At 58.4% G+C, this 13,714-nt stretch carries 11 protein-coding genes; 7 read left to right on the top strand and 4 right to left on the bottom strand.

Features of this window, described 5'->3' with window-relative positions:
- Positions 1–28: 28 nt before the first annotated feature.
- On the bottom strand, positions 29–1,174 hold the full coding sequence (locus EGJ68_RS14785; RefSeq protein ID WP_123035311.1) for a pectin acetylesterase-family hydrolase: 1,146 nt from the start codon (positions 1,172–1,174) through the stop codon (positions 29–31).
- 256 nt (positions 1,175–1,430) lie between these two features.
- Between EGJ68_RS14785 and EGJ68_RS14790 the strand changes: the two genes are divergently transcribed.
- A complete protein-coding gene (locus tag EGJ68_RS14790; RefSeq protein ID WP_123035312.1) occupies positions 1,431–2,003 on the top strand; it encodes a peroxiredoxin in 573 nt (190 codons plus the stop codon).
- Positions 2,004–2,119: 116 nt separating this feature from the next.
- Here the strand turns inward: EGJ68_RS14790 and EGJ68_RS14795 are convergent, their stop codons facing one another.
- The 3 genes from EGJ68_RS14795 to EGJ68_RS14805 form a co-directional block, all read right to left on the bottom strand.
- Positions 2,120–4,624 carry a TonB-dependent receptor gene (locus tag EGJ68_RS14795; protein ID WP_123035313.1) on the bottom strand — a complete coding sequence of 835 codons (2,505 nt, stop codon included), beginning with the start codon at positions 4,622–4,624 and terminating at the stop codon, positions 2,120–2,122.
- A 237-nt stretch (positions 4,625–4,861) separates the two neighbouring features.
- Positions 4,862–5,503, bottom strand: coding sequence for a TetR/AcrR family transcriptional regulator (locus tag EGJ68_RS14800; RefSeq protein WP_123035314.1), 642 nt, complete (start codon positions 5,501–5,503; stop codon positions 4,862–4,864).
- A 92-nt stretch (positions 5,504–5,595) separates the two neighbouring features.
- Positions 5,596–6,771, bottom strand: a complete 1,176-nt coding sequence (locus tag EGJ68_RS14805) for an acyl-CoA dehydrogenase family protein (RefSeq protein ID WP_123035315.1) — start codon at positions 6,769–6,771, stop codon at positions 5,596–5,598.
- 102 nt (positions 6,772–6,873) lie between these two features.
- On the opposite strand from EGJ68_RS14805, the gene EGJ68_RS14810 reads away from it, so the two are divergent.
- The 6 genes from EGJ68_RS14810 to EGJ68_RS14835 all read left to right on the top strand — a co-directional run bounded on the left by EGJ68_RS14810 (position 6,874) and on the right by EGJ68_RS14835 (position 13,583).
- Positions 6,874–7,563, top strand: coding sequence for a TetR/AcrR family transcriptional regulator (locus tag EGJ68_RS14810; protein ID WP_123035316.1), 690 nt, complete (start codon positions 6,874–6,876; stop codon positions 7,561–7,563).
- 52 nt (positions 7,564–7,615) lie between these two features.
- Positions 7,616–8,656, top strand: coding sequence for an acyl-CoA dehydrogenase family protein (locus EGJ68_RS14815; protein ID WP_123035317.1), 1,041 nt, complete (start codon positions 7,616–7,618; stop codon positions 8,654–8,656).
- 40 nt (positions 8,657–8,696) lie between these two features.
- Positions 8,697–10,301: an AMP-binding protein gene (locus tag EGJ68_RS14820; RefSeq protein ID WP_158283689.1), complete on the top strand. Its 1,605-nt coding sequence runs from the start codon at positions 8,697–8,699 to the stop codon at positions 10,299–10,301.
- A 72-nt stretch (positions 10,302–10,373) separates the two neighbouring features.
- Complete coding sequence (locus EGJ68_RS14825) at positions 10,374–11,987, top strand: PQQ-dependent sugar dehydrogenase (RefSeq protein WP_158283690.1); 1,614 nt, start codon at positions 10,374–10,376, stop codon at positions 11,985–11,987.
- A gap of 319 nt (positions 11,988–12,306) precedes the next feature.
- Positions 12,307–12,591, top strand: a complete 285-nt coding sequence (locus tag EGJ68_RS14830; RefSeq protein ID WP_123035320.1) for a hypothetical protein — start codon at positions 12,307–12,309, stop codon at positions 12,589–12,591.
- Positions 12,588–13,583: a choice-of-anchor F family protein gene (locus EGJ68_RS14835; RefSeq protein ID WP_123035321.1), complete on the top strand. Its 996-nt coding sequence runs from the start codon at positions 12,588–12,590 to the stop codon at positions 13,581–13,583. Before EGJ68_RS14830 ends, EGJ68_RS14835 begins: the two co-directional genes overlap by 4 nt.
- Positions 13,584–13,714 lie beyond the last annotated feature (131 nt).

Raw genomic sequence — 13,714 nt, forward strand, 5'->3', positions numbered from 1 at the left:
GCCTTTTGTTATCTTGCGCTCGTAGTCACTAGTCGCGTGTCGTTTCCCAACCGTCACCTTGCAGCATAGAACTCACCCAATCAGCCACGGACACTCCGCCGGCGGTCTTGCCCAGGTCGCCGATCAGGAAGGTATGCTCCGCACCTGTCGCCACAAACGATTTAACCCGCTCAGGGAACGCCGCTTCAAGGTCATCCAATTCGCCGATCAAGGCTTCCTCGAATGCCTCGCCACCCACCTGCACAAAAGTCAATGAGATCACCGTATCCCGGGTGTAACTCATCATGCCCAGGCTGAAATTGTCATCCTCACTGAGCTGGTATTTGTGATAGTCGGTGATGTGGCCGTCGTCACCAATGCAGGTCTCACAGCTCTCGGGGAAAAACGCCGTCGCATTCCACTCTGTCAGCAACTGCTCAATGAAAGAAGGATCGTCAATACGTCCCAACCCCAAGCCAGAATCATTGATCAGCTCTATCGGCACGTCTGGGTACAACTGGCGCACCAGTGGTAGCGCATACGTTGTACCAAAACCCCCGGCGCTAACACCGGTCAGTAAAATGCGCCGCGGCGCCGGGAACGTATTCACCGCAACGTCCAGTGAAGCAGACAGGTTGTGCAGGCCCCGATGGAAACGGTCGGCGCTACCATCTTCGTCCGTATCTACATCCTGATCACCGGCATGTAAAGAGCCATCACAGTAAGGCAGGTACACTGTGTTCCAACCCGCAACCGGGTTGTCCGCCAGGGCGGGATCCAGCACCCCCAACGGTGGAATGCCGGGTGCCGCCTGCTCCGTAGCCAAACAAAGGTCGGACCAGCAGGCACCACCGCCCTGCAGGAAAATCACCAGATCCTCAGAGCCGGTATCCCGGGTTGCCATGGTGTATTCACCCCCGGTAAGGCACAGGGGGCCGTCTCCCGCCCCGAAGCTGTGATTGACGACATCACCATCCGTCTCAGACAGCATCGGCGTATATTCACCCAGGTAGCGCGCAATGCCCTGATCCAAAAGCTCCTGGAACGGTACCGCCGCAGGCTCTGGCGGTGGTTCGACAGGGGCCACAACGCTATCCACAGAATCACTGCAGGCGGTCAGCACAGGCAGCGCAGCGCACAGCGCAAGGGACAGCGGACGAAGGCTTGATCGGCGGAAAACATCCTGATTTGTCATTATTAATCTCCGGGACTATGCGCGCCGACCTGAGTGTCGATGCTTGAACGCTAAGATGCCCAGTCCCGCTCCATGTTTCAAGCATATGACACGATGACGTTCAACTTACCTGCGCCTACATACTGTTTTATAGATCGTATGGTTCGAATTAATCATGTTTTCAGAACCGATGTTCCGGGTTACAGTACGCGTTCGTAGCAGGGCGCCGACACGGGCACTGTGCGATCACATATTGAGTCATAGACGAGGAGTTACCATGATCTCTGCAGGACAGGTTCCACAAACTGTTTTCAAGACGCGTGTTCGCGATGAATCCGTCGGCGGCGAGAACCCTTACCGCTGGCAGGACACCAGCACAGACGATATCTTTGCTGGCAAGAAGGTCGTCGTTTTCTCTCTGCCAGGTGCCTTTACCCCCACTTGCTCTTCCAACCACCTGCCGCGCTACGAAGCGCTGTTCGAGGACTTCAAGAGCCAAGGTGTTGACGAGATCTATTGCATCTCGGTCAATGACGCTTTTGTGATGTTCCAGTGGGGCAAGCAGGTTGGCGCAAAGAACGTGAAAATGCTGCCCGACGGCAACGGTGAGTTCACCCGTAAAATGGGTATGCTGGTCGACAAGTCCAACCTGGGCTTCGGCATGCGTTCCTGGCGGTACTCCATGCTGGTCAACGATGGCAAGATCGAGAAGCTGTTCGCCGAGCCCGACTTTGGCGATGTCTGCCCGACTGACCCCTTCGAAGTCTCGGATGCCGACACCATGCTGGCCTACCTGAAAGGGACCGAGTCAGAAGGCGTTGCGGCACCCAGCAAGTCTTTCGTCGGCTGATAATACCCGGCTCTCCGCAGACCCTGCGGAGAGCCTCCTTCCTCAAAAGCTGAACCGAAAAAAAAGGGGCGTCCTCGCAAGGACGCCCCCAAAATCGATACAGCCTGCCTGGTTAATCAGTACTCGTAGGTAATGTCCAGACCATAGGTGCGCGGCGGACCATACTCTTCGGTGGTCAGACCGAGGCCGCCGAAGTTGATCGCGAACGTGGGATAGTCATCATCCGTCAGGTTACGACCCCACAGAGCCACAGACATCACGCCATCGCCGACCTTGATGCTTTCCAGGCTCAAGCGGGCATCAACCAGGGTGCGCTCGTCCATGATTGCATGATCATAGATGACCGGCACGCCGCTGACGTTCGCCGTCCAGAGGGCGGACTCGTACCACTCGTCCTGCCAATTGACCTGCACATAGCCACGGATATCACCGAATGAGGTGCGCGCAAACACGTAGTCAGCGGAGGCGTTGATCTGGTTGTCCGGGAACCCGCGCTTGGCGCTGTCCTTGGTTTCAATGCAGGTGCCGCCTGTGCCGCACAGTTCGGGGAACTTCTCAAAGTCGCCCGTCACGTAGGAGTATGCAAGGCTCAAGACCAGATCTTCTGCGGGTGCGACCTGGATCTCCAGTTCACCCCCCCAGCGATCCGCTTCACCGGCATTGGTGATAACGCTGGTTGCCTGTCCGCCCTCGGTCTTGATCTGGCTGACTTGCAGATCCTCATACACGTAGGTGTACAGCGAGCCGTTGATACGCAGGCGGTTATCCCACCAATCGCTCTTCAGCCCCAGCTCCCACTGCTCCATGGTTTCTTCGTCGTAGGCGTTGTCGAACACTTCACCATTGAAACCACCGCTGCGGTAGCCCGTTGCATAGCGAACGAAGGCGTTGAGGTCGTCGGTAAACTGATACGCGGCGGTAACGTTACCGCTGACGTTGGAGAAATCCTCTTCGCGCGTTGTCGAGCGTGCCGGGGTCACGCCAAACGGTGTAACGACCTCTGAATAGTCGTAGAAAATATCCTTGGTTTCTTCGGTATAGCGGATACCTGCCGTCAGCGACAGACGATCACCCAGCACGTCGGGGCGCCAGGTTGCCTGGGTGAAAGCCGCAATCGAGTCGGTGGAGTTCTCATAGTACTGCGTGCCAGCACCTGCCAACGGCGCACTGAAGATCGCGGCACGATCGTACTCGCCTTCATCTTCGAAATAATAAAGGCCCAGTACGTAATCAACGCGGTCTGTCGCACCGATGATGTTGAATTCCTGCGATGTCTGCTCGTACTTGGACAGCGTGTCCTGCTTGGAGTGGTTCACGCCCAGGCTGTCGATGCCGGCCCACAGTCCGTCAACAAAGGGGTAAGCAAAACCTGAGGACGGGCCGTACAACTGCGCCAGGGTCAAGTGCACCAGATCGGAATAAGCGCCCACGCCGTTCTCGTCCAGTGTGCTGTCGATGTTCTCGAGGTCGCCAAACACATAGGTCTGCAACTCGCGGTAGGCGGTAATGGAGCGCAGGGTCACATCACCCAGTACGCCGACTTCACCCAGCTCCCAGTTCAGGGTTGCCGTATGGCCTTCCACTTCATTGTCAGAGCGCGGCGTGAAATCTGAAGCAGCTGCATCAACACGGCCCTGACCATCCGCAGCGATGCCTTGATACACGGCAATGCTTTCCTGCAGCGAGGGAATCCAGCGCGAGGCAATACGCGGGTCGCTACCCGGAATACTGGCCCAGAACTGCGCGCCCTGCAGAGTACCCTGCATGGCGGAAATACGGTCGACGTTGCCTGCGGGGTCCAACGCAGTGAAACCGGTTACCTTCTGCAAACCACCCAACTCATCGAGATCGCTCTTGTCGTAGCTGTAGTCCACGGTTAGCGCATCGGTGGGTTCCCACAGCAATGAGATACGGTAGGCTTGGCGATCGATGCTGTCGTAGCCGGGACCGCCATTCAGGCTGTCATACAGCGGGTCACGCTCGCGCGTCTGCAAACCGAACGCTGCCGACAGCTTGCCAAGGCCTTCACCGACTTCACCGACGGAAGGCAAGTCAGCGTTCACTTTCAACGCCCGCTCATCATACTTGCCGAGCGTGCCCTTGACGCGGAAGCCCAGTTCTCCAGTGGGCTTGCGGGAAATGAAGTTCACAGCGCCAGCAGTAGAGTTACGTCCGTACAGTGTGCCTTGGGGGCCACGCAATACCTCAACGCGCTCGAGCTCAGCGACATCCATCGCCGAACCCTGCATTTTGCCGACGTAGACGCCATCAAGGTAAATAGCTACCGCAGGATCCAGAGACAGGTTGGCGGGGCTACCGCCGGCAAACCCGCGAATGGAGATGCTGGTCGCGCCGCGTGAGCCCGGGGCGTTAAAGCCGCTCAAGCCAGGCACCTGACCAATAAGGCCCTCAATGTTCTCGATACCACGCTGCTCCAGTGCGCCCGTGGTCAAGGCAGTGATGGAGATCGGTGTTTCCTGTGTGCTTTCAGCGCGTTTCTGCGCGGTAACAATCACTTCTTCCAGCGCGGTTACCTGTGCCTGCGATGCCATGCTCATGCCAAAGGCGATGGATGACAGGGCCAGCGCCAGTGGGCGCGGCGCGAACCTGAATGTCTTCATGGGGGATCCTCTCATGCGGGTCGAACAGTTATCCCTGCACAGCGCCAGGGCGATGCGGGCCTTTTATGTCTTACCTGGGTGCTACCTGTACCCAACCTAAAACTTTTCTGCGGTTACGTTTTAGACGGGAGGCCAACTTTACACCGCACAACCAGCACGGAATAGTGATGAATTACCAAAAATTGAGGATACGGTGCAGATAACGATACCAATCTGCGAACGCGGTGCGGGAATTATTCAGTTGTCGACTGTGCTGGTCTCCGCACGCACGGAAAACCCTGACCCCAGGAAGGCAGCGGCCACTGCCAACTCGGCATCGACGCTGTATTTCGGGTCTGACAGCCAGCTGAGCAGGCCATACACATAAATGCCGAGGATATAATGCGTTATCCGCTCAACGCTGATATCTGACCGCACCTCACCCTGCGCCTGTCCATCTCGCAACATCGCGCAAAAACTCTCGTGCAACAGGGGCCAGCGGTGTTGATCAACGCTGTAGAGTGGGTCTTCGTAGGCACGCAGGGCCAGAATCAACATGGCGCGGGTGAGCGTGGGGGTTTTCCGTGTCATTTCGGCGCCGTAGGCAAAGAAACGGGCCAGTTGTTCCTCGGCGGCCCCACCCTCAGCGCGAAAACGCTCGATAGCGGCAGCGAAACGCTCGTCGACGCCGGGCACCAGCGCCTGCAAAATGGCCATCTTGCTTGGAAAGTAGTTGAAGAGCGTGGGCTTGGAGATGTCCGCTGCCTCGGCCAGCGCTTCGACCGTAACTGCCTCGTACCCCTGCCGCGTGAACAGGCTGCGTGCCACCAATAGAATTCGCTCCCGCGTTTCACGCTTCTTGCGCTCACGCCGCCCCTCGCCCTTGATGGCTACACTCATGACTTTAACTACCGTCTATTATTTTACCCTCAAGGACAATGTAACGTTAAAGGGGCGCCATTACCATGGCCGAAACACGAAAATGGGTGCGATCAGCGGCTGTAAGCACGCATGTTCAAGCCGAACGCGGCCACCAGGTCGCGCATGAGCTCCACCACGCCACCACCGAAGGTATTGATCTGGCACTTGCGGTATTCCTCTTCCAGATCACCGGCCAGCGCCGCACCGGTACTGCCGCGATGCAGCATACTGGCGGGCCCCATGGCGTCCATCAACAAACGATACACCTCGATCAGGCCCTCGGTGCTGAACGCTTTCATGGCTGAGGCGTAGGCGACCTCCGGTTCGCCGTGCTCCATGCTCCACGCCATGCGCCAGGTCATGAGGCGCATGGCCTCAAGGCGCGCGTAACATTCCGCGAGCAGGCGCTGCACAGTGGCATCGTCAATTGGCCGAACGCCTTCCGCGTCGGGCTCGCGAGACCAGGCCAGCACATCCTGATAAAGGCCGTACGCATAGATACCGATGGCGGCCAGCCCGACCCGCTCGTGGTTGAGCTGCGAGGTAATCAACTTCCAGCCACCGTTGACCTGCCCGCAGATCATGTCATTGGGACAGCGCACGTCGTTGTAGTAACTCATGTTGGTGCGTACGCCACCCACTGTGTGGATAGGTGCGAAGCTGAAACCCGGTTGATGCGCATCGACCATGAAGATGCTGATACCGGCGTGTGGGCGGGGGGCCTCCAGGTCGCTGCGTGCGGCCAGCCAGATGTAATCCGCCGCCTCCGCGCTCGAGGTATATACCTTGGTGCCGTTAATAACCCACTCGTCGCCCTCGAGCACTGCAGTGGTTTTGAGCGCAGCAAGGTCGGAGCCGGCGTCGGGTTCGGTGTAGCCAATGGCAAAGTGCAGTTCACCCGCGGCGATTTTCGGCAGAAAGAACGCTTTATGCGCCTCGGAACCATGCGCCATAATGGCGGGGGCAACCGTGGAAATCGTTACGAATGGCAGCGGCGCGCGAGCGAGTTGCGCCTCCTCGAAAAAGATCATCTGATCCATGGGCCCCCGCCCCTGACCGCCGTACTCCTTGGGCCAGCCGAGCGCCAACCAACCGTCCTGGCCAATCTGGCGAATCACCGACTTGTAAGCCTCGCCACCTTCATTGCCGCGTGTCGCCTCTATCAGCTCGGGGGTCATGAGTGACTGAAAGTACTCCCGCAGTTCACTGCGCAAGGCCCGCTGCTCTGCCGTATAGTCGATATGCACGGTTACCCGCCTCCTGATTACTTGAATAGTCGTGACCGGATTATTATTGAATTTGGATTCAATATCAATAATAATCCAGTTTCAGCCTGACGCACCGATACGATGCCGATAAGCAACAACACATCACCAACACCAAGGCGCCCCAAGGGGGAGCTTGCGCGTGAGCGGCTGAAAAGTGCCGCGATCGCTCTGCTCGACCGGGTGGGTTATCACCAGCTGCGGGTCAAGGACATCACGGCCGAGGCTGGCGTGGCGGCAGGCCTGTTCCATCATTACTACAATGGGCTCGAAGCGCTGATTGACGAAATCCTCGAGGACCACATCGCAGCATTCGAAGCCACCGAGCAGATCGAGCGCGACGTCAGCAAAGGGGACTGGTTCAGCCGCTTGCGCTCACACTACCGGGTCGCCGTGCACGCGCACGCAGCGCACCCGGGGATCATGCGCTGTATCGATCAATTCTGCGTTGACGACCCGGCATTCCGAGCGCGTTGGCAGGCCTCCTACAATCGCCGTTTGAAGCTGCTGGCTGCCGTGTTTCCCTATGTGTTTCCGAACAGTGACCTGAATGAGCACGAGGTCAATCTTGTGGTACACGCGCTCAGCGGTATAGGGCAGGAAGTGCTGCGCACCCGGTACATCGAACGCAACGCAGACCTGTTGGCACTCGGTTTGAGCGAGGATGAACTCGCCGAGTGGCTGGCGGCACTGTTCTACCGCGGACTTTTCGCCTGTAATCCACCGCGACGCGTGCTCAACCACGCCGACAGGGTTCTCTCACTGAAACGATAGACCTTACACTGAACACGCAGCAGCGAGTACGCTGCACAACAGGAGACTGACCATGGACTTCTCATTGAGTGACGATCAGGCGGCCATTGCCGAGCTCGCCACGCGTATTTTTCGCGACCAGGTGGACGATGCCGCGCGCGTGCGGCACCAGAACAGTTTTGACCGCGGGCTGTGGGAGACTCTCGCAAGCTCAGGTCTCACCGCGCTCGGGCTGTCAGAAGCCAATGGCGGTTCCGGTATGGGATTCGCTGCGCAGTGCCTTGTCGCACAGGCACAGGGCGGGGTTCTCGCCCAGATTCCCCTGGCAGAAACGCTACTCGCTGCCTACGCACTGGAGCGCGCTGGTGTCACTGAGGGCTTAAGCAAGGTGGCAAATGGCAGCGCCCACCTCAGTCTTAGCCTGGGAGCAGGCCTTGAACTCACAGACGGCACCCTGAGCGGCGAGCTGACCATGGTCCCCTGGGCCGAGGGAGCGCTGTATATCGTGGTTTGCGCGGGCGACAGGCTGATCGCTTTCTCTCCCGCTGAAGCTGACCTTGCACTGACACCACAACAGGTCAGTAATGGCCGCCCTACAGCACGGCTGCAAGTGGCTGGCGCCAAGGCTATCGACCTCGGTGGCGGTGACGCTATCGCCGCGCTGCGCCAACGCCAACAGGTGATGACCGCGTCAATACAATTGGGCGTGGCCAGCGAAGCGCTCGCGCGTACCGCGAGCTATACCAGCGAGCGCAAGCAGTTTGGCAAAGCCCTGGCCGGTTTCCAGGCCGTCGCCCACCGCGCCGCAGATGCCTACATGGATATTGAAGCGCTGCGTGGCGTGGTCGACAGTGCCATGTGGCGGATTGACGAAGGGCTGGATGCCTCCCTCCAGGCCGGCGCGGCGCGCTGGTGGGCGGCCGAGACGTCACACCGCGTCTCCCATACGGCACAGCACCTGCACGGCGGTATTGGCGCGGATGTAGAGTACCCTATTCACCGCTTCTTCCTCTGGGCCAAGCAACTCGAGTTCGACCTCGGAGGCGCCGCGCATGAATTGGCCAGCATGGGTAAACACCTGGCCAGCAATCCACGGTCCGGCGTCACCCTGTGAGCCACACCTCAGCCTTCCCATCGTTTTTTCGGAGCCACGCATGAATGTATTGAAATTCGATCGCATCGAAGACCGTCACCTGGGGCGCGCACTCAGCCTGCAAGCCAGGCAACAGCCCGATGCCACGTACATCATGTTTGGCGACACGCACTACACCTTTGCCGAGGCAGACCGTAAAGTTAACGAGCTTGCCGCCGGACTGGCCGGCCTCGGGCTGGGCAAAGGCGATCGGGTCGCCTTCTTCATGGGTAGCTCGCCAGAAGTCATTTTTCTGGCACTGGCGACCAATAAGCTGGGCGCCGTCTGGAGCCCGGTCAACTCTGACTACAAGGGCGCCTGGCTCACGGAGACCATCAACCGCACGCGAGCCCATATTGTGGTAACCGACGACGCGCATGTGCAGCGACTTGCCGATGTACACGGCGAGCTGAGCGCAGGGCACTACGTCATTCTCGGCGAGAGCACGGCGCTCCCCGGCGCCCATGCCTTCAACTCACTGTATATTGAAGGTGCAAGCGAGCCCGACATGTCCGGCCAAACCTATGGCGATACCTGCGCGGTACTCTGGACCTCGGGGACCACAGGCCGCTCGAAAGGCGTCATGCAGAGTCACAACGTGTGGTTCAATGCCGTGGCGTCGGGTGATGCGTTGTTCGGAACGCGCCCCGGCGATGTCATCTACACTGTCCTGCCCATGTACAACTCGGCTGCCTGGGTCACATCCATTCTGCGCTCACTGATCGTGGGCATTCCGCTCGCGATCGATACGTCATTTTCGGTTACCCATTTCTGGGAGCGGGTGGACTACTACGGCGCCACACAGAGCTTCACACTGGGCGCCATGCACATGTTTCTGTGGAACGCACCGTTGCGTGAGGATGACGCAAAACACAGTCTGCGCAAACTGATGGCCGTACCGATGCCGGCCGATGTCGCGGGCCCGTTCAGTGAGCGATTTAATGTGGAACTGTTGCCCCAGGGGCTCGGACAGAGCGAAGCCATGCAGCTGGTGATCGTCACCCCGGACGAAACCAGCCTGCCTCCCGGAAGCTGTGGCACACCCGCCAAGGCGCTGGAAGCCCGGTTGGTCGATGACCAGGGCAACGATGTGGCAGATGGCGAGCCAGGGGAATTATGGGTGCGTCCACGCGAACCCTACGTGATATTCAATGGTTACTTTGACGACCCGGAAGCGACAGCGGCCAGCTATTCGGGAGAGTGGTACAAGACAGGCGATATGCTGAAGCGACGCCCGGACGGTTACTACTTTTTCTCGGACCGCAAGAAAGATGCGGTACGCCTGAAGGGGCGCAATATTTCCACCTTTGAAGTAGAAATGGTCGCCCGACGCCATCCCGCGTTGGCAGACTGTGCCGCGTTCGGTGTACCCAGCGATATCCTCGCCTCCGAGACCGAGCTGAAGCTGAACTACATATTGAAAGCGGGGCAGACACTGCCACCCGAGGAGCTGGCTCAGTTCATCAACGAAAATGCCCCTTACTTTTTTGTTCCACGCTTCCTGGAGCAGGTAGAGCAGCTGCCCTACACCCCGACCAACAAAGTGCAAAAATTCAAATTGCGCGAGGCGGGCATTACCAGCGCAACCTGGGACGCGCAGCAAGCAGGTTTCAAAGCCCAGCGCTGACGCTGCACAGCGGTCCCCTGCGCATGTTATTGTTGCGGCGTCGTACGCGGCTTGTGTTGACCAGGGGGAATGATGTCAAAACGAATAGCCGTCAGGGCCCTACTCCTGGCGGGTGCAATAGCATTCGCATTTGCTCTTGGCGCCGCGCTCGCGTTGCTCGGTAGTCTTCCCGCCATTCCCGGCGTTACCAGCAAGGCAACCGAGGAAAACCCCGGGGCGACGAAGCATGACGCCGCGCCAGCGGCTGTCAAATCGTCGGGCCCGCAAAAGAAGCCACCAGAGCAACGCCGCGAGCGGCGGCCGGGAGAACCCGCCCCCTACTATGGCGATCTACGCTCGCTTGCCGCCGTCAACGTGCGCGATGCGAGCCTGGATACGGTCGCCAAAGGCCTGCAGTATCCCTGGGCCATGGAGATGCTGTCGTCAACAGCGGCACTGATCACGGAAATTGGCGGCAGCCTGCAACGCGTGAACCTCGAGGACGGCAGTGCCATTGCTATCACAGGCTTGCCGCCAATACCCTCAGGCAAGGGGCAGCTGGGTCTGATGGATATCGCCCTGCACCCTGACTTCAGCCAAAACGGACTGGTGTATTTCACGCATGCCGCCGAGCATAGTGAGAAGCCAGACCTCTATACCACGGCACTCAGCCGTGCCCAGCTCAACGGCAATGCGCTGGAGCGCGTCGAGCGCCTGCTCACCGCTGAGCCGTTTACCAAGGCGCCCGCGAACTTTGGTGGCGCCATTGCATTCGACGCCGCAGGCTACCTGTACGTCGGCATCGGAGACCGTACTAAAAATACACGTGCGCAGGACATGGGCTCACTGCATGGCAAGATCCTGCGCCTTATGGACGATGGCAGCATCCCGGCTGACAACCCCTTCGTTGACCAACCCGGTATCGACCCACGCATCTACGCTGCGGGAGTACGCAACACTCAGGGCCTTGTGTTCGATGCCGCCTCGGGAAAACTCTTCCAGACCGAGCACGGTCCCATGGGTGGCGACGAGGTCAATGTGATTGAGGCCGGGCGGAATTATGGCTGGCCCACCATTACCTACGGCGCCAACTACACCACGGAAAAGATCGGCCTCGGCACCCGGCACGACGACTTGCAGCAACCACTCTATTTTTATTTACCGTCTATTGCCGCTTCGCCAATCACCATTTATCACGGCGCGATGTTCCCGGAGTGGGAGGGACACCTGCTGGTTGGCGCGCTCAAGGGTGCTCACGTCAGCAAGCTGGCATTCGTTGATGGGCAGGTACGTTCAGAACGGGGCATCCTGCATGAAGCCAAGGGACGTATTCGAGATCTGAAGGTCGCGAGCGATGGCTCGCTGTATCTACTGGTACAAAATGGTGGGCGGTTAATGCGACTCCATCGCGACCCGCAAGGTGAAGCGCTTGACGGCACCAAAGCCCGGGATGGCTATACACTCTACCAACAGCTGTGTAGCAGCTGCCACAGTGCCGGGCTTGAAGGTGTTCCCCAGCTTGACCAGCCCGGCCAGTGGAAGGGACGCAGGGAACAGGGAATCGAGGCGCTGTACCGGCATACCCTGGAGGGCATTGGCGACATGCCCCCAAGGGGGCTGTGCGATAACTGCTCGGACGAGGAGATCCGCGGAGCCGTGGAGTTCATGCTGAAAAAAATTGAACGCACAGCAAGTGAGGCCCCATAGACATCCCTGAAGCACAAGGTACTTCAGGGTTCGGGTTTAAAAGCCTGGCGGGAGCCCACCCCCGACTGTAGCGGGGCTATCCCTCCTAAAGCGCGGGCTGTCATTGCGGCCCAGCCAGCATACCATCGCCCGTTGTCGAAGTTTTTTACACTGACACTCGAATCCTCTACCGGCATGACCCGCCAATAGCGAAACGCTGCTTATAACTGCATGTTATTTAGTTATTTCTAATGTATTGGCACAGAATCTGCTCAGTCTGATTTAACCGCCGGAATATGGCTTTTCTGGTGGTCAAATCAAAGACAACAGGAGATACATCATGAGGCTGCCGCACCGCTTCTTACCTTCGACTCTGGCCCTTGCCATTGGGGGCTTTTCAGCAAGTTCTGTATTCGCTGCACAAATTGACACCTGGAACCTCGGCAACGTCGAAGTCGGTACCGTAGCTGACGCAGACGGCAATTTGTTCAGCGAGATCTACGACAAAAGTGCCTCAGACAGTACAGCGAGCACCAGTGGCTACATCACGTGGACGCCACCGGAAGGGGATACCCCAGGGCTCAAGGTTCTTAACTCAGACCCCAACCCACAGATACCGGCGTGAATGGCGCGGTCGATAACTGCATCATGGCAGCCGGCGAGGCAACGTGTAACGGCCCGCGCCAGAGCGGCAAACGTTTCAAAATGGACCAGACGAGCACTGGCGCAATCGATTTGGTGTTTGATTTGAGCACCAGTTCTCTAACTGAACCGAATGATGGGCTCTACAAGGTCTTCCAGAAATACGGTAACAATACCGACACAGTTCTGAGCGGGTTCAGTATCGGCCTCGGGTTCGGTATTGGGGGTGATTTTGGGGACTCCACTGATACTGACGGTTTAAAATTCGTTAACTTTGGCGACACAGCACAACCTAACCAGTTCAGCTCTCTTTTTGCGTCAGGGCTCTTCGGTGACAAAACGGAGGACCGCCCCGACACCTTGCGTGGTTACTTCAGCGGCGAACGGAGCGGTTTCAACCTGAGTTACGTGGGCGAGGATTTGTTCCAAAGCGCGGGGCTCTTTGGCGGGGATTATGGCTATGAAGCCCTGTTTGGAGACTGGCTGTCCTATTCCCTGGTACCAGACGGGTATTTCTACGACGACGACGGCGATGCAGCTACCGATGCCGTACTTATGGCGCACTTCGACAACACCAGTGGCAAGTGGATCATGAACCGGGCGCTTGACGACGATGGAAACATTCTGACGACGGCCGAGGGAAATGAAGGGGAGCGATACGATAGTGCTGAGGATGTTGAGCGTGCCTTAGTCGAGCAAGCAGCTAACGTTACGCTTGCGGCGTGCCCCGATACACCGCCAGAGAATCCGGTCGCTTGTCTGGCGGGTGTGGGCGAAATTGAGGACTTGGCGAAATTCAACGTCACCTATTTCATAGACCCAGTCAGCTTCGACGCCAGTAACCAGAACACCTTTACTCTACGTACGAGCGCGTTCGCGCGAGCGGTCCCAGAGCCAGGTGTTCTCGCCCTACTTGCAACCGGTCTGGGCATACTCGGCGCCTCAAGACGACGCTCAGGTCGCAGAGAATGTTGAGAACTTAGGGCGCTTCAGCGCCGACACGAGCCAGCCCCCGGGAGCATTCGCGACGGGGGCTTTTTTTCAGGCCCCATAAAAAACCCCAAGGCACAAAGCACCTTGGGGTTTGGGTATTAAAGCCTGGCGAT

Source organism: Haliea alexandrii (assembly GCF_003719295.1).
Taxonomy (GTDB): Bacteria; Pseudomonadota; Gammaproteobacteria; order Pseudomonadales; family Halieaceae; genus Haliea; species Haliea alexandrii.